We start from the raw sequence: 17,940 nt of genomic DNA on the forward strand, positions 1-17,940 counted from the left end.
AAAATTTAAAAAAATATAATGGAACAAACATGGCGTTGGTACGGACCAAATGATCCAGTATCGTTATCAGATATAAAACAAGCAGGTGCAACAGGAATTGTTAGCGCATTACACCATATTCCCAACGGAGTTATATGGTCCGTAGAAGAAATAATGAAGCGAAAAAACACTATTGAAGCTGCCGGCTTAACGTGGTCGGTCGTAGAAAGTGTTCCAATTCATGAGCAAATAAAGACCCAAAAAGGAGATTATATAACCTATTACGACAACTACAAACAAACTATTACCAATCTTGGACAATGTGGCATAGATACGGTTTGCTACAATTTTATGCCCGTTTTAGATTGGACACGTACCAATTTAGATTACGAAGTGGCAGATGGCTCTACCGCTCTTCGGTTTGAAGCTAATGCATTTGCTGCCTTTGAATTATATCTGTTAAAAAGACCCGGAGCGGAAAACACCTATACCGAGACACAAAAAAATGCTGCCAAAGCCTATTTTCAAACGCTTTCAGAAGCGGACAAAAACAAGCTTATCAGTAATATAATAGCCGGTTTACCTGGCGCTGAAGAAGGGTACTCATTAGAAGAATTCAATGAAATTTTGGCAACCTATGATGCCATAGGACCTAAAGAATTAAAGAAAAATCTATTTGAATTTTTATCTGAAATTATTCCGGTAGCCGAAGCATCGGGTATTCGTATGTGTATTCATCCAGACGACCCGCCTTTTCCTATCTTAGGTTTACCACGAGTGGTAAGTACGGAACAAGATATTGTTGATCTTTATAAAGCCGTTGATAGCCCTAATAACGGATTAACATTTTGCACAGGATCTTTTGGTGTAAGACCGGACAATGATTTACCGGGCATGGTAGACCGTTTAGGAGATCGAATTCACTTTATACATTTACGTAGTACCCAGCGCGATGCCGATGGTAATTTTCATGAAGCGAATCATTTAGAAGGTGATGTTGATATGTACTCGGTAATGAAAGCGTTGATCAATGAGCAAAATAAAAGAAAGGCCGCTGGTCGTAACGATACTAGAATGCCCTTACGCCCCGATCACGGCCATAAAATGTTAGACGACCTTAGAAAGAAAACCAATCCGGGGTATTCCGGCATTGGTAGACTTAGAGGTTTAGCGGAATTAAGAGGTTTGGAAATGGGAATTAGAAAAAGCTTAAAATAGTTCTATTTTCTATCTAAAGCTTGTAATTCCGGTTCGGTAAACTCCATCCCCGTAGATGACTTTACGTTTCGCAACTCACTAATTCGCTTGTTGCTTAAACTTCTGGATCGATCAGAAAAAGCATTGGTTACATATGATATAATATTGGCAATATCTTGATCGCTTATAGATTCATTTCTAATAAGTCCGGGCATTGCCAAATTTATATCATAACGTTCTCCATTTACATGAACAGGACCTTCCAGCCCGTGTAATATAATCAATGCCAAACGCTCTGTATTCTTAACATGTTCAGATCCCATAAGTGGTGGTGCCAAACCATCAATACCTTTACCATCTGCACCGTGACACGAGGCGCAAATTTGAAAAAACATTTTAGACCCACTAGTACGCGTATCTTCACGTATTACTTCACGAGTATAAATAGCATTCTTCTTTTCAGATTTTCTATTAGTTATCGCATTTTCAAGTTTACTGAGAAAAGGGGTGTTTTTGAGGTTTTTCTTTATGACCTGATCATTATAAAAAACGGCATCTACCTTTTCCAAACCACTGATTGCAGCATCTATTACAGTGGTATTCAGCTCCCTTCGCTCTAAGATTTTGGTCAATAAAGGCTGAAATCGATGGTTATCAATTTTAACCCAGTGACCTAGAACATTGGCTAGGTATACATCTAAACCTAATTCATTCCTATTCAAAGCACTCTTAAAAATATGACTTGCCTGTTCAATTGACTTTTCTGAAATAAAATCCTTTGAAATCACCAAAGCATGAGAGGCTACATCACTATTACTTTCTTCAATAACACTTACAAGAAAATCAAAGGACAAGGCATGCCAGCCTTCTAAAACGTAAAGCGCATGTAGTTGACCTAAAGGATTTTTGTTGTTCAATGCAAGGTCTTTAACGTCGTCAATAACCGTTTTCAGCTCCTTAAAGATTAAAAAATGCTGGGCACGATCACGGATCCATCCATTATCACTTTGTAGCAAAGAGACCAATTCACTACCATTTAAGGAATCAAAATCCGTTAAATAATTATTAGTTGCATTATTATGGGATACCTTTAAAATCCTTCCGAAGTTAACAATAGTATCCAATTCTTTAGCCTTTGCTTTATCCCGTAGATACGGACTCATATATGCATGATGCCCAATCATACCTCTATGCATATCTACCACATACATACTACCATCGGGGCCGTTCTTTAAGCTTACCGGTCTAAACCCTTCATCTAAAGAGGTTATAAATTCCTTATTCTGCCAAACTTGTTCGGCTTTGGTAGCATCTCCCATAAAGTTTAAACGCAAACGCTTTATCAAATTTCCTTCAGGAATACATACGAAAACATTCTCGGAATAAGATTGAGTAAAGCTCCCTCCTCTATAAACCAATGGACTACAAGCTGCCGTAGCATTGACGAGTAAGCTATCTGCATTCAAAACTCCCTTTGCATACCCTCTATTTACAGACCCCGCAAAAGCAGGATACACCCTTTGATCATTGGTCAATAGTTTATCTACGCTAGCTTTAGGTGTATAATATTGGTTATCTATCAGCGTATTTGGCAACACATAATCTCCCAATAAAATTCTAGAATTATCATTATAGTAAAGTCGACCAAAATTATCGTGGGTAATGCCCCATTGCCCTCTAAAGGTAGTGGGTTCTTTTTTCCAAACACCATCAATTCTTCGATATCTAAAATTAGACTTTGCATTATAAATCCAATTATCAATATTCAGTTCCAATCCGTTTGGCTGGTGTTCCGGGTTACCTTCAACCGCATAAATTGAATCGACCATAACTTTGTTTACCGGCTTATCATTTTCAATATCCACGAACCATAAATATGGAGGTTCTGCATACAGTAAACCACCATAAACGTGCGCCAAGGCCCGAGGCATTACCAAACTATCCATAAATATTTTAGAATGATCTGCGACACCGTCTTTATCCAAGTCTTCAAGAATAACAATACTGCCGGAAGGTTCTTCTTCACCAGACCCTTGAAGATCGTTCATATACCCAGGCATTTGCGCTACCCAAATTCTACCTTTAGCATCAAAATCTATGGCAACAGGAGCTTTGAGAAGTGGTTCTGCCGCCAAAACCTTTAAGTTGAATCCGTCCTCTACAACATATGAATCTAAAGACACTTCTGTTTCATCATAACCTGAATTACAAGAGATTAAAAGACAGAAGAAAACAAGTAAACTATAAAAAATTAAGCGCATGAAAATTAATGGTAAATTAGGTAATCGATTACAAGAATAGCCAAACTTTAAAAATTGCATTTACACTCCAGAAAAGGAAGTAAAGCCACCATCCACATCAAAAATACTACCGGTTACAAAACTAGATGCATCACTAAGCAAGTAATGAACCATACCATTTAACTCAGACGCATCGCCAAATCTACCCATTGGAGTATTTTTAATAATACTGTTACCTCTTTCGGTAAAAGAACCGTCCTCATTGGTCAATAGACGTCTATTTTGATTGCCTATAAAAAACCCGGGCGCAACGGCATTTACCCTAATTTTATCTCCATGTTTAGAAGCCAGTTCATTGGCCATCCACTTGGTGAAAATATCCACTGCACTCTTGGCCATTGAATATCCAAGAACTCTAGAAATAGTTTGTTTTGCGGCCATTGAAGAAATATTAACAATTGAGCCATAGCCCTGCTCTACCATTAATTCACTTAAAATTACAGTTGGTATAACCGTACCGAATAAATTGATATCGACAACCTTTCTAGTATCACCCATAGAAATATCCCTAATTGTTTGGTCTGGCCTTAAGGTTGCTCCCGGAATATTACCGCCAGCTAGGTTTACTAGTCCGTCAAGGTGTTTAAATTCTTCTTTTATTTTATTCTTCAACTTCACAAGTTCAGACTCGTCCATGACATCGACCTTAAAAACAAATGTACTATTTGGTACCAGCGCATTCAGCTCGTTCTGCTTACCCTTTAATTTATCTTCTGACCTTCCTAACAATAAAACTTTAGCACCATTTTCAACTAAATATTCAGCAATGGATCCACCTAAGGTTCCTGTTCCACCTGAAAGTGCATAATTTTTATCTTTTAAGGATAATAATTCGTTCATTTTATCTGTATTTGTGTAATTGAAATTAAGATTTTACTATTCATCAGTACTAGCTACAATGTATCTGCATTGTACCGCCAAGTTAAGGGAATTATCAAAAACTTCCCCTACCATTATGGCTATTATAACAATTACCATAAAATAATTCTGTCAAATTTCAAGACCTTTAAAATTAAAACTTCCCTTAATTAATTTGAAGGACATTAAAATGCTAAGAAATGATCGGTTTTATTCTTAGTTTAATGAAGAAACTACTCTAATTCTATAGAACAACTTCTTTCAAGTATGTTATATTATCAAAGTGATAAAACTTTAATGAGAAATGTAATTATCAGCGTTTAACTAGAAGATTTCAAATACAGGCATTTACCTTTGTACTGATAATTTTGAACTGTGAAGAAGGCCATTTTGTTTATGATCATTAGTACGTTTTCATTTAGTTTAATGAACTCGTTCGTAAAATACCTAAGCCATTTTCCCACCTTTGAAATTGTATTCTTCAGAACCATTGGCTCTTTAATTTTAGGAACATCATACATAATAATCAAGAAAATCCCAATATTGGGTAACAACCGTAGATTTATGATATTTAGAGCTCTTGCGGGATTAACCGCTATGAGCCTGTTTTTTATGTCATTGCAATATTTACCTGTTGGCACAGCAGTATCGTTAAGATATCTTGCACCTATTTATGCCGCTATTTTTGCAGTATTATTACTTAAAGAGAAACTAAAACCTATTCAGTGGTTGTTATTTATTTTTGCTTTTGGAGGAGTGTTAGTCCTTAAAGGTTTTGACAACACTATTAATTCAACAGGCTTACTTTTGGTTTTGGCAGCATCCGTATTTAGTGGTCTGGTTTATGTACTTATTAGAAAAATTGGAAACAACGATCACCCAATGGTCATTGTGAATTACTTTATGTTTACAGGTACCGTAATAGGCGGGTTATTAAGTATAAACAATTGGATTACCCCAACCGGCATAGACTGGCTTTTATTATTAAGTTTAGGGATTTTTGGATTCTTTGGACAAGTTTTCATGACCAAAGCATTTCAAATTGCACAAACAAATTTAGTGGCACCATTAAAATATATTGAAGTTATCTTCACTATTATGGTTGGCATATTTTGGTTTGGAGATATTTATTCTATTTGGAGCCTTATAGGAATACTTATGATTATAGCTGCGCTGGTTGCAAATGTTATAGTTGGCAAAAAATAGGCAATAAAAAAAGCTACAGATTATTCACCTGTAGCTTTGGTAATGGTCAGAAATTACAATTATTTTCTAGTTGTCTCTTGTTCAGCCAAGCTATTGCTAACATCTTTAAGAGAGGATACAATTACTGTATTTACCTCGTCTTCAATTTCCTTAGCATTACTTATGTAATAAGCAGCTGATAAAAGTAATGTCAGAGCTATTAAAAGGTTAGCTATCATTTTAGAATCAAAAAAATATTCTTGCTTTTCCATTATTATCTCCTTTTAATATGTCATGAATATAAAACGAAAACTTTAAATTAACAAATATTTAAGAAATATTGAAAGCATTTAAAATGCTGTGCACAAATCATTTAGCTACTTCAAAATAAATAAAATCTCAATTTTTAACTTACAATTAACTGATTTACAAATATTTAACATGCTTTTGAATCAATATTTATGTGGATAACAACAAACAATACCTGTCTTTCAAATTAACTTTGTGGTATAGAAACAATTCTAATAAATTTATAAAACTAGAACAGATGAAAATTTTAAAATCTATAACATTAGCAGCTATTTTATTTGTAGCCGTTGGAGTAAATGCACAAAGCAGTAAGGACAAAAAAGTAATTAAAGATGCCGAAAATGCAAAGGAAAAATTAATGACAATGGATGTTGGCTTAGACCAGTTCTTTAACAACTCTGCAGGATATGTAGTTTTTCCTAACGTTGGAAAAGGAGGCTTCATAATTGGTGGTGCATCGGGGAACGGTGTAGTATATGAAAATGGCAAAAAGGTTGGTATGGCCGACCTAAAAAAATTAAGTGTAGGTCTACAAGCTGGCGGGCAAGCTATTACGGAAGTAATCTTTTTTGAAACAGCTGAAGATTTAGCCGAGTTTAAAGAAGGAGATTTTGAGTTTTCTGCTGAAGCTTCTGCAGTTGCACTTAAATCTGGTGTTGCTGTAAATGCAAAGTATAGAGATGGTGTTGCCGTTTTTGCTTTACCAAAAGCCGGTTTAATGGCAGATGCATCTGTAGGTGGTCAAAAATTTGATTACACTCCTTTGATGCAATAATTAGTTCTCATTAAAATAACTAATAGCCACCCAATTCGGTGGCTATTTTTTTGTTTCCAATTACCCATTAGCAGTAAAACCTGGATAACAGGTCATACCCCCATCGACGAAAATGGTAGTTCCATTTATATATTCAGATTCATCCGATGCCAACCAGCTTGCTACACTTCCTATATCATCGGGCACACCAATTTGTTTATAAGGTATTAATTTTAACATACCATCTCTACCTTCTTGGGTACTCCAAACATCCTTATTGATATCTGTTTTAATAGCACCGGGTGCAATGGAGTTACAACGTATCTTATCCGGTCCGTATTCCTGACAAATAGTTTGCATTAGCATGACCAAACCACCTTTACTTGCTGCATAATTAGCATGACCGGCCCATGGTATTACTTCATGCACAGAACTCATATGAATTAATTTCCCCAATGAATTTGAAATATCAGGTCGCATTCCCCTTCTCTTAAATTCTATTATAGCCTCTTTTGCGCAAAGAAATTGACCGGTAAGGTTTACATCTATCACTCGCTGCCAATCAGATAATGGCATTTCATGCAATGGGTGGTCTAATTGTAAACCGGCATTGGCTACACATACATCAACAGTACCAAATTTTGATATCGTTTTTTTAAACATATTCTGCACTTCATCTTCCTTGCTAACATCACATTTGACCACAATAGCATCACCACATTCAGAATTTTCACTGATCCAATGTGCTACCTCTTCAGCTTCCACTTTACTACTATGATAATTAATAACAATATTGGCTCCTTCCATTCCCATTGCTTTGGCAACCGCTTCACCAATACCATCACTAGATCCGGTGATGATACAGGTTTGCCCTACGAGTCTTTTATTTGGTTTTTGCATGTGTATTTTTTTTAGTGCTTTAAAATTAATTTTCTAAAAATCAATTCTTTATCTCTATTGCAATTATTTATAATGCACATCTATTTTAATGAAAAAAGTGCCACCTAAAATAGGTGACACTTTCTATACTAGTAAACCAAGTTGTTATTTTCCGTTGAAGAACACCATAATACCTATTACGATCAATACAATAAAAATAGAAACGATAATATCGATCCAATTATAGCTATTCTTATTTTTATTCTTTTCTTCCTCGGTTATAGTACCAAATGTTAGGTTGACTATTTGCTCCTTATCAGGCGATTTCGTTAATAGACTAACTACTACCATAAAGATTAAGCAAAATAAAAAGAACCAAGCACCAAAAGTCAAGAAATTCATATCCCCCAGATAATATAATATCCCATCGGAATCAAAATTATCTTTAAGCAACTCTAACGCAATTCTAAAAAAGGCTACTAAAATTCCCATGATAAGGGTTGCAAAAGCTCCCGTGGCATTAATTCGCTTATAAAAAATTCCTAATAAGAATACAGCAGTAATGGGTGGTGCAATATACGATTGTACACTTTGTAAGTATTCATATAACACTCCTGATATATTTGCCATTATCGGAATCCAAATAATACCTATAATCACCACAAAAACAGTAGCTATTTGTCCTGTTCTCACCAGTTTTTTCTCCGGTGTATCCGGACGTAATTTTTTATAGACATCAACTGTAAACAAGGTAGAACATGAATTAAATACCGAAGCCAAAGAACTCATTAAAGCTGCCAATAACCCTGCGGCCACAAGACCTCTAAGGCCTGATGGCAACAAATTACTCATTAACACCGGAAATGCTTCATCTGCACTTTCCCAATGTAATTCTCCTCGCATTTTCAACGTCAATGCAATAACTCCTGGTATCAAAAACAAAAAAACAGGTAATAATTTTAACAATGCTCCAAATATGGTACCTCTCCTTCCTTCTTTTATGTTCTTTGCCGTTAATGTGCGCTGTACAATATATTGGTCTGTACACCAATACCATATACCGACTATAGTACTTGTAATGAACAATGAAGGCCAAGGAAAATCCGGATCGGTCGCAGGTCTCCACATATTAAAATATTCTGGTCCCAAGGTATCTACCATACTTCCCCATCCACCAACTTTATCTAACCCAATGAACGTTAATACAGCAGCGCCAACCACTAATAAAATTGCCTGTAACGTTTCTGTATATACCACTGCTCTCATACCGCCCAAGACAGTATAAAGTCCTGTTAATATGACCGTAGCTATGGCTCCCGTCCAAAAATCTATACCCAATAATGCAGAAACTACCACACCACCTGCATAAATGGTCACCGATATTTTTGTTAGCACATATGCAACAATAGAGAAAACCGATAACACCCATCTTGACCTGGCATCAAAACGTTTCTCTAAAAATTCTGGCATAGTAAACACGCCACTCCTAGCATAAAATGGTAAAAACACCCAACCTAGCATTAATACAACCCAGGCATGTATCTCATAAATAAGCAAGGGCAATTTATTACTTGCTCCCGTGCCAGCTAAACCGACTACATGTTCTGAGCCAATGTTTGATGCGAATATTGAAGCACCTACTACAAACCAGCCAACATTTCTGCCGGCTAAAAAGTAATCTTCCGTATTATCTTCTTTTTTTCTGATTACCCATATGGCTACACCTACAAGTAATAAAAAGTAGAGTGAAATACTGATCCAATCTAAATGGTCTAACTGTTGCATGGTATGGTTTATTTAACTGTGAATTTGAACGTGGTTTTTGTCAGGTATTTTTCTTCCGGAGTTAGTACTACAGAAGGAAAACTTGGTTGATTTGGTGCATCTGGAAAATGTTGGGTTTCAAAACAAAAGCCACTTCTTTTTGCGTAAAAACCACCGTTTGGTCTTGGTAGCGTACTATCTAAAAAATTTCCTGTATAAAATTGCATACCTGGTTGATCCGTAATTACTTCAACACCTCTGCCCGATTCTGGGTGATATGCCTTTGCTACACGCCTATACCCTTTGTCAGAATTATTCAACACCCAGCAATGATCAAAACCACCACCTAAAGTAATTTGATCGTTGTTCATGTTTATAGTTTCACTCACCAATTTTGGTATTCTAAAATCGAACGGTGTACCATCTACAGCTGCCAACTCACCTGTAGGAATCAGCGAAGCATTCACTGGCACAAATTTGTCTGCATTGATCTCCACAACATGATCAATTATAGGTTGAGAGAAATCGCCCGAAAGATTAAAATAGGAATGTTGTGTAAGATTTACAATGGTAGTTTTATCTGTAGTTGCTTCGTATAAAACATCAAAACTGTTATCAGAATTAAGCGTGTAGGTGACCGTTATTTTTAAATTACCAGGAAAACCCTCTTCCATATCTTTACTATAGTAACTAAGTTTTAAAGAAGCCGAGGTTTTATTTTCCTGAATATCTTCAACTTTCCAAACCACTTTATCAAAACCTACCACACCACCATGTAGACTATTTTCACCATTATTTTTTGCTAGTTGATATTCGTAATTGTTTAAGATGAATTTCCCTTTTGCAATACGATTTCCATATCTTCCAACAAGAGCTCCAAAATATGGGTTAGGTTTTTCGTACTGCTCCAAGTTTTTGAAACCTAAAACAACATTCTTAGTATTTCCATCTTTATCAGGAGTTTCAACAGCTGTTATTCTTCCTCCAAAAGTTATTATGCTTACTTGAATTCCGTTCAAATTATACAGTTTGTATAACTCTACCTTATCCTTATTTACCGTAACACCATAATTACTTTTTTTAATCCTCATTGAAATTTTATCATTTTGCCAAATCACCTTAACATATTCCATGTTGAAATCTAAATATATTATCAAAATAGCAATAATCAACACCAAATACTTAGATATATTAATCAATTTCATAATAATATGTGACAAATATTCATAAATTAATGAAAACGAACTTCTTACAATAATTTGGGAGACTTATTTTTATTTTTTTAAATCGAACTAATTTTAAATGATTCTAAATAAAAAAAATACAATCATCAGATTAACATTTTCAGGGTTTATTCCAAAATTAGTTCTCCCTGCGTTTTTCACTTGCTCCCGTAAAATTATCTAGATATAAAAAACCATTTACAAAGCAAATCAAAGCCTTTAAAAAACAACTAACACATTTATTAATAGCCAACTATAGAAAAAACTATAGACCTTTTCTACCAAAAACGTGGTTCAGTTCAATTGAAACTCATTAATTTAGGTTCGCAAAAAATGAATAATGGTTTTGAATAATTATCGCAAAGAGGACAAAGTACTACTTGCTATAGATTGTATAATTTTTGGATTTTATCAAGAAGAATTAAAAATTTTGCTCGTTGAACGAGACTTTAAACCAGCTAAAGGAGAATGGTCACTTATTGGTGGTTTTCTTAAAATGCAAGAAAACCTAGAAGAAGCAGCTGCCCGTATATTAAAGAACTTAACAGGCTTGAATAAGGTATATATGGAACAGGTTCATTGTTATTCTAAAATAGACCGTGATCCGGAAGAAAGAACCATTTCGGTAACCTATTTTGCCCTTATAAATATAGAACACCATTGTAAAGAATTACTGAGGCAAAATCCGATTAAATGGTTTGACATAAAAGATATACCTACATTGATTTTTGACCATAATATAATGGTTAAAGAAGCATTGACTCTTTTAAGAAATAGAATAAGTTGTAAGCCTATTGGGTTTGAACTTTTACCAGAAAAATTTACGATGCGACAGCTCCAAAAGCTTTACGAAGCTATTTTGGATACCGAACTGGATAAGCGAAACTTTATTAACAAATTCAACTCATTGGATTTATTGACAAAATTGAAAGAGAAAGATATGAGCTCCTCTAAAAAAGGTGCTTTTCTATTTGAATTCGATCAAAATAAATATCATAAAAAAGTAGAGAAAGGCTTTAGTTTTAAAATTTAAACATCCTTCTATTTTAAGACATTTTTGAGCACGGTAAGTTATTCAATCTTCGTAAATTTATCATACATTTTTCTATGAGCAAAAAGGCTACCATTTACGACATTGCAAAAGAATTGAACATTACCGCTGCAACGGTATCAAGGGCTTTGAACAATAATCCTAAAATAAGCGAAAAAACACGCAATCTTGTACTAGCTACCGCTACCAAATTAAACTACAAACAGAATAGGCTTGCATTAGCACTTAAAAGTGGTAAAAGTAAAAATGTTGGGGTGGTAGTACCTTTCATCAATAAAAATTTCTTTGCCTCTGTAATTCGTGGTATAGAAGATGAACTATATCCAAAAGGTTTTCATGTAATTATATCGCAAACCTATGAGGATAGAAACCGGGAGAAGAAAATTATACAGAACCTGTTAAATGCGCAGGTAGATGGTATATTATTATCTACATCTTTTACCGAGCAGAATAAAGATGAATTCAAGGAGACCGTTAAAAAAAGTACGCCTTTTATACTATTTGATAGGGTTTTACGGTTCAATGAAATAAGCACTGTTACCATTGATGACTACCAAGGTGGTTTTGTTGCAACGGAGCATTTAATTGCACAAGGCTGTAAAAAAATTGCGCACTTTGACGTTGACCAAAGTATTGAACTTTACCAACATAGATTTAAGGGATATAAAGATGCGCTGGCAAAACATAACATACCCTTTAGAAAGGAATATGTAATTTCCTTGCAAAGTAATATGGAGGCAGGTAAAGATGCGGCAAAAACACTTATGAATTTACCAGAACCACCAGATGCCATATTTTCATCTACGGACAACGGATTGTTAGGTGCAGTCAAATACTTACAAAGTAAATCTATTAGAATACCAGAAGATTTAAGCGTTGTAGGTTTTAGTAACGAACCCTTTACGCAATTTATGGAACCATCAATCAGCTCTGTAGATCAGTCACCATTGGAAATGGGAAAAATGGCGGCAAAGGTCTTTTTAGAACAAATTGAAAATGATTCAAATGAAAAAGTTCAGAGCAACGTGGTGCTGCCAGCAAAATTAATTGTCAGAAAATCGTCCAGCAAAACATAAAAATTATTGGACTATTTCTCTAGAAGTATTCTTTTTAGCTTCAACAATACCCACATAATCAATAAGACCTTCTTTAATCCTACAAATCAAATAAACTTGGTAACCATAAGCTCAATTGTGGAATATAAGTGACCAAGAACAGTGCAATGATCATTGCAATAAACAAAGGCAATAATGGTTTAAACACTTTTTCAATAGTAGTTTTAGCCACACCTACTCCAACGAACAGTACCGAGCCTACGGGCGGTGTACATAAACCTATACAAAGGTTCAAAACCATAATAATACCGAAGTGAACGGGATCAAGTCCTAACTTGGTTACCACAGGTAAAAATATCGGTGTAAAGATCAGAACGGCGGGAGTCATATCCATAAAAATTCCCACAAAGAGCAATAGTAAGTTTATGATCAAAAGAATAACAATTTTATTCTCACTTAAGCTTAATAGTCCAGAGCTTATATCTTGCGGAATATTTTCATAGGACAAAGCCCATGACATGCACATAGATGAACCTATCAATAACATAACAATTGCCGTAGTGGCAGAAGAATCCAGTAAAATCTGTGGTAGTTTAGGCAAGGTAATTTCCTTATATATAAAACCTAAAATTAAACTGTATAGCACGGCTATGGCAGAGGCTTCAGTAGCGGTAAAAATTCCCGTTACAATACCGCCAATTACTACCACAAGCATAAAAAGACTTGGCAAAGCATCTATGAATGTTTTACCTACTTGTTTAAAACTACTACGTTTACCTACCTTATATTTTTTCTTTTTTGCCCAAAAAGCTGCCACGATCATTAAAAAAAGCCCGGTCATAATTCCCGGAACGTATCCAGCCAAGAACAGGGCAGCTATAGATGCTCCCCCACTTGCCAATGAATAAACGATCAACACATTACTAGGCGGAATTATTAAACCAGTTGTAGCGGATGTAATATTGACCGCTGCGCCAAATTCTTTTGAATAGCCTTCTTTTTCCATTTCAGGTCCAAGTATACTACCCATTGCTGATGCAGAAGCCATAGCAGACCCTGCAATAGCACCCATTAACATTGCGGCTATGACATTTATTAAAGCTAAACCACCGGGAAAGGCACCAACTAAAGTTTTGGCAAAGGCGATAAGCCTATGGGCTATACCACCCTTATTCATAAGTTCGCCCGAAAGCACAAAAAACGGAATTGCCAAGAGGGCAAAACTATCAAGCCCCGTAGCCATCCGTTGAGATACCGTTGTAAATGCAGGCATGGCGGGTATAGTTACCAGCATGGTCAACAATGAAGAAATAGCGATACTCCATGCTACCGGCGTACCAATGGATAGCAAACATATGAAGCTCAGTACTAATACTAAAATAGGTAAATGCTCCATCATGATTTCATATTTTTAAGGTCAGAAATTTTGTAATACATAATCAGTAATCCGCTAATGGGAATTATGATATAAACCAATGCCAGAGGTACTTGCAATGCAGGTGATTGTTGCCCCAGTACATATGAGATGTAAACCAAACGAGACCCTCCGATCACAAAAGCGAACAATACAAATAGTATTACCAGAATGGTTACAATTATCTTTAACTTTTTCTGTGTTTTCTCATTTTGCCTAAGTGGTAAAATATCAATAGCAACATGAAGATTACGACCCGACACATATGCCGCACCTAGTACGCCGATCCATATCATTAAATAACGAGCAAGCTCATCTGTAAATGAACTGGGGTTACCGGTAACATATCTTGTAAAAACTTGCCATAGTACGTTAATTACCATAACCGACATAATCAGCACCAAGGTCTTGCCTAAAACGGCGTCTATTTTATTTCGCATAGCAGACTATTTTGTTTCTTGAATTTGTTTGATAAGCGGATATATATCCTGATCATCCTTATATCCTTCATAAATATCTTTTACCTTTTCCGCAAAAAGTGATTTATCTGGTCGAATAATTTCAACACCAGCCTTTTGAACTTCACGTAAAGCTTCCTCTTCTGCCTCTGCCCATAAAACACGCTGATATTTTACAGATTCTTTTACCGATGCACTCAACCATTTTTGCTCTTGCTCATTCAATTTATTCCATACATAAGTACCAATTAACAGAACATCTGGCAGCACCGTATGCTCATCTAATGAGTAGTACTTACAAACCTCATAATGCCTTGACAGGTAAAAACTAGGAGGATTATTCTCGGCACCATCAACAACACCTTGTTGTAAAGAAGTATAAAGTTCACCCCAAGAAATAGGAGTTGGCGATCCCCCAAGAGCCTTGACCATGTTCACTGCCGTTGCACTTTCCATTACCCGTATTTTTTCCCCGACCAGATCTTCTGGTTTTTCTATTGGCTTGTTCATGGTATAGAAACTGCGACTGCCAGCATCATAATAGCCCAAACCTTTTAACCAATATTGCTCCCCTTCGTTCAATAATTGCTCGCCTATAGGTCCATCAAGTACACTGAAAGAATGTTGACGATCTCTAAAGAGAAAGGGAAGACCCAATACCTTCATTTTCGGTGCAAAATTCTCCAATACCCCTACAGAAACTTTTGTCATATCTAAACTACCTATTTGCAAAAGCTCCAAACACTCTCTTTCAGTTCCTAATTGTTGACTAGGGTATATTTCAAGTTTAAGTTTACCACCGGAACGCTCCAAGAGATCTTCACCCATTTTAACCATTGCCTTATGTACCGAATGGCTTACATCTAAACCATGCCCCAGCCTTAACGTCTTTGCTTCATTCTGTATATCACAACCCAAAAAGGTAATGACCAAACTTAGTAGCGATAGCAATTGTATACTTTTCATTGTATGGTTTTAAACGGTTTAAAGGAACCTGAATATTAATATTTAAAATTTGAAGTACTCTTTAGCATTATAATAACTTATATCTTGAATGATTTTACCTACCAAATCAAAATCTTGAGGCAGCTCTCCCATCTCCATTTCTTGACCAAAAAGATTACAAACAATTCTTCTGAAATACTCATGTCTGGGATACGAAAGAAAACTACGGGAATCTGTCAACATACCAATAAAACAACTAATTAGCCCCATATTGGATAATGCATTGAGCTGCTTGGTCATTCCGTCTTTTTGATCCAGAAACCACCAACCAGAACCAAACTGCATTTTCCCCTTAACGGTACCATCATTATAATTACCGATCATAGTAGCCAGTACTTCATTATCTGCTGGATTAAGGTTATATAAAATGGTTTTGGTAAGCTTATCCTTAGAGTCCAATCTATTTAAAAATTTTGAAAGTGTCTCTGCCTGTGAATAGTCGCCTATAGAATCCCAACCAGTATCAGGACCAAGAATTCTAGTCATTCTAGCATTATTATTCCGTAACGCTCCAAGATGAAATTGCTGAATCCATCCACGGGAGTGATATTGCTCACACAAAAACAACAATATAGAAGTCTGAAATTTTTCAGACTCTTCTAATGTCAACTGTATTTTAGCCCTTCTTTTCTGAAAAATATCTTCTATTTCCGTATCGGTAAAATTTCTAAAAGGCACATGGCTTAAGCCATGATCCGATAAGGTACACCCATTAGCTTCAAAATAATCTAAACGCACGCTTAGCGCATCGCACAAAGATTTATAGGAATCGATGGACACATTACTTACTTCGGATAACTTATTAATATATTTCAGATAGTTTTCATTAGATATTACAATTGCTTTATCTGGTCTAAAAGCAGTGGACACTTTCACATTAAAACCGCTATTTTTAATTTTAACATGATGATCTAAACTATCAATTGGATCTTCTGTTGTACAAATAACCTCAACATTCATTTTGGTTATTAGATTATGACAACTGAAATCTGATGTTTGCAGCTTTGAGGAAGCCTCATCAAAGATTTCACTAGCTGTATTCTCATTCAATAAAATGTCAATATCAAAATAACGTTGCAGCTCAAGGTGAGTCCAATGGTACAACGGATTTCTTAAAGTGTAGGGAACGGTTCTGCCCCATTGGGTAAATTTCTCTTTTGCCGAGGCATCACCGGTGATATACTTTTCTTCTACACCAAAAGTTCGCATGGCACGCCATTTATAATGATCCCCATCTAACCAAATTTCGGTCAAGTTTTCAAATTGACGGTTATTGGCAATATCAATTGGTGGTAAATGACAGTGGTAATCTATGATCGGCATTCGCGAAGCATAATCATGAAATAATCTTTGTGAAAATTTATTTTCCAATAAAAAATCTTCCTTAATAAATGACTTGCTAGCTACCACTGTTATACGTTTTACTTTTAGTTACATTGTCAAAAATAGAAGTTGATCAATACACTTAATTACCCCGTATTTCTAAATGAATACTTTCTTGGAATGCTCTAAATCTATAAAAAACTCAATTCAATGCAATCGATTACACAAATATATCTTTTTTTAAAGATTTAGCAAATATTTTCGTCTAAAAATAAGATAAGGATTTTTTAAGGCACAACTTATTAACTGATTCTTAATTTTTGAATTAATTACCCCAAATTATTCATATTTCGTCAACTAAAAAGTGATTATAAACTGTTGGTATTTTTATTCTGTCATAAAAATTGCATTTCAACCCTGAAAAAAAGACGTTAAACTGACCATTTTCGTTAAATTGTTCATAAATACTATTATCTAATAGCCTCATAACTATATACAATCGACAAAGAATTGCGTAATTTGAATATTATGTTAACTTTGAAAAAAAAGCATCACATGGAGTTACTTGAAAAAGCTCAGGAATTTGAGAGTCGAAAAATGAGCAATATGTCCACTAGTGACCGAGTAGAAGCATCAAGAGAGGCAAAAGCACTTATCTTAAGCATCAACGAAGTTTATAAAGAAACTAAGGATCCTAGTTTAATGGACGTAATGAAAAGATTAACCGAGAAAAAGAAGAAGATTGAAAAAAGATTGAATGGCGTGCCATTGGTATAATTTCGATCTAAACTTATATTTTATTTATTTTTTAGATTAATCAATAAAAAGACCCCTTATAGAAATAAGGGGTCTTTTTACGTTTATTCATTTTAAACTTTCATTTTACCGAACTAAACTTAAGTAATTTCTGCACTAAGTCCTGCTTGTAATAATTTTGAACATTGTGGTTTAAGTTCTTCATATTCTCCAGTTTTAACCGTGCATTTTCCTTTGTAATGTACAATTAAAGAACATTGCTCAGCCTGTTCAGGAGAATGTTCGCAAACTGAAATCAATGTATTTATTACATGATCAAATGTATTCACCTCATCATTAAAAAGAACGATTTCATTTTGCTGAACCGTCTCTTCTTCAAGGAGTAGTTCTTCGTAAATTTCTTCTTTTGTGCTCATATGAATCTCAATTA

The 17,940-nt window shown here is 35.2% G+C and carries 17 protein-coding genes; 6 read left to right on the forward strand and 11 right to left on the reverse strand.

What is annotated here, in order from left to right; genetic code table 11:
• Positions 1-18: 18 nt before the first annotated feature.
• On the forward strand, positions 19-1,197 hold the full coding sequence (uxuA, locus tag CSC80_RS01645; RefSeq protein ID WP_099189332.1) for a mannonate dehydratase: 1,179 nt from the start codon (positions 19-21) through the stop codon (positions 1,195-1,197).
• Between the two features lie 2 nt (positions 1,198-1,199).
• Here uxuA and CSC80_RS01650 read toward each other — a convergent pair whose 3' ends face one another.
• Entirely contained in the window at positions 1,200-3,437 is a 2,238-nt protein-coding gene (locus CSC80_RS01650) for a c-type cytochrome (RefSeq protein WP_099191370.1), read from the reverse strand.
• Positions 3,438-3,497: 60 nt separating this feature from the next.
• Positions 3,498-4,316 carry an SDR family oxidoreductase gene (locus CSC80_RS01655; RefSeq protein WP_058103621.1) on the reverse strand — a complete coding sequence of 273 codons (819 nt, stop codon included), beginning with the start codon at positions 4,314-4,316 and terminating at the stop codon, positions 3,498-3,500.
• Between the two features lie 393 nt (positions 4,317-4,709).
• Between CSC80_RS01655 and CSC80_RS01660 the strand changes: the two genes are divergently transcribed.
• Positions 4,710-5,540 carry a DMT family transporter gene (locus tag CSC80_RS01660; protein WP_262497223.1) on the forward strand — a complete coding sequence of 277 codons (831 nt, stop codon included), beginning with the start codon at positions 4,710-4,712 and terminating at the stop codon, positions 5,538-5,540.
• 59 nt (positions 5,541-5,599) lie between these two features.
• Here CSC80_RS01660 and CSC80_RS01665 read toward each other — a convergent pair whose 3' ends face one another.
• Entirely contained in the window at positions 5,600-5,791 is a 192-nt protein-coding gene (locus CSC80_RS01665; RefSeq protein WP_099189336.1) for a hypothetical protein, read from the reverse strand.
• Between the two features lie 275 nt (positions 5,792-6,066).
• Between CSC80_RS01665 and CSC80_RS01670 the strand changes: the two genes are divergently transcribed.
• Complete coding sequence (locus tag CSC80_RS01670; RefSeq protein ID WP_071341522.1) at positions 6,067-6,603, forward strand: lipid-binding SYLF domain-containing protein; 537 nt, start codon at positions 6,067-6,069, stop codon at positions 6,601-6,603.
• A gap of 60 nt (positions 6,604-6,663) precedes the next feature.
• On the opposite strand, the gene CSC80_RS01675 is transcribed toward CSC80_RS01670, so the two are convergent.
• From CSC80_RS01675 to CSC80_RS01685, 3 genes are all read right to left on the reverse strand, one after another.
• A complete protein-coding gene (locus CSC80_RS01675) occupies positions 6,664-7,482 on the reverse strand; it encodes a glucose 1-dehydrogenase (protein ID WP_099189338.1) in 819 nt (272 codons plus the stop codon).
• A 144-nt stretch (positions 7,483-7,626) separates the two neighbouring features.
• Entirely contained in the window at positions 7,627-9,246 is a 1,620-nt protein-coding gene (locus tag CSC80_RS01680; protein WP_099189340.1) for a sodium:solute symporter, read from the reverse strand.
• 8 nt (positions 9,247-9,254) lie between these two features.
• Positions 9,255-10,316, reverse strand: a complete 1,062-nt coding sequence (locus tag CSC80_RS01685) for an aldose epimerase family protein (RefSeq protein ID WP_343224325.1) — start codon at positions 10,314-10,316, stop codon at positions 9,255-9,257.
• 472 nt (positions 10,317-10,788) lie between these two features.
• On the opposite strand from CSC80_RS01685, the gene CSC80_RS01690 reads away from it, so the two are divergent.
• Together CSC80_RS01690 and CSC80_RS01695 are read left to right on the forward strand one after the other, a co-directional pair.
• Positions 10,789-11,481, forward strand: a complete 693-nt coding sequence (locus CSC80_RS01690) for an NUDIX domain-containing protein (protein ID WP_091606163.1) — start codon at positions 10,789-10,791, stop codon at positions 11,479-11,481.
• A 74-nt stretch (positions 11,482-11,555) separates the two neighbouring features.
• Positions 11,556-12,575: a LacI family DNA-binding transcriptional regulator gene (locus CSC80_RS01695; RefSeq protein WP_091606166.1), complete on the forward strand. Its 1,020-nt coding sequence runs from the start codon at positions 11,556-11,558 to the stop codon at positions 12,573-12,575.
• Between the two features lie 79 nt (positions 12,576-12,654).
• Here CSC80_RS01695 and CSC80_RS01700 read toward each other — a convergent pair whose 3' ends face one another.
• From CSC80_RS01700 to uxaC, 4 genes are read right to left on the reverse strand one after another with little or no spacing between them, the layout of a single operon-like run.
• A complete protein-coding gene (locus CSC80_RS01700; RefSeq protein WP_091609047.1) occupies positions 12,655-13,950 on the reverse strand; it encodes a TRAP transporter large permease in 1,296 nt (431 codons plus the stop codon).
• Positions 13,950-14,408 carry a TRAP transporter small permease gene (locus CSC80_RS01705; protein ID WP_058103630.1) on the reverse strand — a complete coding sequence of 153 codons (459 nt, stop codon included), beginning with the start codon at positions 14,406-14,408 and terminating at the stop codon, positions 13,950-13,952. Before CSC80_RS01705 ends, CSC80_RS01700 begins: the two co-directional genes overlap by 1 nt.
• A 6-nt stretch (positions 14,409-14,414) precedes the next feature.
• Positions 14,415-15,392 carry a TRAP transporter substrate-binding protein gene (locus CSC80_RS01710; protein WP_091606168.1) on the reverse strand — a complete coding sequence of 326 codons (978 nt, stop codon included), beginning with the start codon at positions 15,390-15,392 and terminating at the stop codon, positions 14,415-14,417.
• A gap of 42 nt (positions 15,393-15,434) precedes the next feature.
• Entirely contained in the window at positions 15,435-16,841 is a 1,407-nt protein-coding gene (gene uxaC / locus CSC80_RS01715) for a glucuronate isomerase (protein ID WP_099189345.1), read from the reverse strand.
• 468 nt (positions 16,842-17,309) lie between these two features.
• Here uxaC and CSC80_RS01720 point away from each other — a divergent pair, with 468 nt between their 5' ends.
• Positions 17,310-17,531, forward strand: a complete 222-nt coding sequence (locus CSC80_RS01720) for a hypothetical protein (protein ID WP_058104301.1) — start codon at positions 17,310-17,312, stop codon at positions 17,529-17,531.
• Between the two features lie 119 nt (positions 17,532-17,650).
• Here CSC80_RS01720 and CSC80_RS01725 read toward each other — a convergent pair whose 3' ends face one another.
• Entirely contained in the window at positions 17,651-17,926 is a 276-nt protein-coding gene (locus tag CSC80_RS01725; RefSeq protein ID WP_027064640.1) for an ATP-dependent Clp protease adaptor ClpS, read from the reverse strand.
• Between the last annotated feature and the right edge of the window lie 14 nt (positions 17,927-17,940).

It is taken from the genome of Maribacter sp. 6B07 (assembly GCF_002700155.1).
In the GTDB taxonomy this organism is placed as follows: Bacteria; Bacteroidota; Bacteroidia; order Flavobacteriales; family Flavobacteriaceae; genus Maribacter; species Maribacter dokdonensis.

What these genes read in the sequence shown, in the direction of transcription:
- CSC80_RS01710 (WP_091606168.1), bottom strand. Translation starts at nt 15,392, where the DNA reads ATGAAAAGTATACAATTGCTATCGCTACTAAGTTTGGTCATTACCTTT.
- CSC80_RS01680 (WP_099189340.1), bottom strand. Translation starts at nt 9,246, where the DNA reads ATGCAACAGTTAGACCATTTAGATTGGATCAGTATTTCACTCTACTTT.
- CSC80_RS01655 (WP_058103621.1), bottom strand. Translation starts at nt 4,316, where the DNA reads ATGAACGAATTATTATCCTTAAAAGATAAAAATTATGCACTTTCAGGT.
- CSC80_RS01650 (WP_099191370.1), bottom strand. Translation starts at nt 3,437, where the DNA reads ATGCGCTTAATTTTTTATAGTTTACTTGTTTTCTTCTGTCTTTTAATC.
- CSC80_RS01725 (WP_027064640.1), bottom strand. Translation starts at nt 17,926, where the DNA reads ATGAGCACAAAAGAAGAAATTTACGAAGAACTACTCCTTGAAGAAGAG.
- CSC80_RS01720 (WP_058104301.1), top strand. Translation starts at nt 17,310, where the DNA reads ATGGAGTTACTTGAAAAAGCTCAGGAATTTGAGAGTCGAAAAATGAGC.
- CSC80_RS01690 (WP_091606163.1), top strand. Translation starts at nt 10,789, where the DNA reads ATGGTTTTGAATAATTATCGCAAAGAGGACAAAGTACTACTTGCTATA.
- CSC80_RS01695 (WP_091606166.1), top strand. Translation starts at nt 11,556, where the DNA reads ATGAGCAAAAAGGCTACCATTTACGACATTGCAAAAGAATTGAACATT.
- CSC80_RS01675 (WP_099189338.1), bottom strand. Translation starts at nt 7,482, where the DNA reads ATGCAAAAACCAAATAAAAGACTCGTAGGGCAAACCTGTATCATCACC.
- CSC80_RS01665 (WP_099189336.1), bottom strand. Translation starts at nt 5,791, where the DNA reads ATGGAAAAGCAAGAATATTTTTTTGATTCTAAAATGATAGCTAACCTT.
- CSC80_RS01670 (WP_071341522.1), top strand. Translation starts at nt 6,067, where the DNA reads ATGAAAATTTTAAAATCTATAACATTAGCAGCTATTTTATTTGTAGCC.
- CSC80_RS01705 (WP_058103630.1), bottom strand. Translation starts at nt 14,408, where the DNA reads ATGCGAAATAAAATAGACGCCGTTTTAGGCAAGACCTTGGTGCTGATT.
- CSC80_RS01700 (WP_091609047.1), bottom strand. Translation starts at nt 13,950, where the DNA reads ATGGAGCATTTACCTATTTTAGTATTAGTACTGAGCTTCATATGTTTG.
- CSC80_RS01685 (WP_343224325.1), bottom strand. Translation starts at nt 10,316, where the DNA reads ATGAGGATTAAAAAAAGTAATTATGGTGTTACGGTAAATAAGGATAAG.
- uxuA (WP_099189332.1), top strand. Translation starts at nt 19, where the DNA reads ATGGAACAAACATGGCGTTGGTACGGACCAAATGATCCAGTATCGTTA.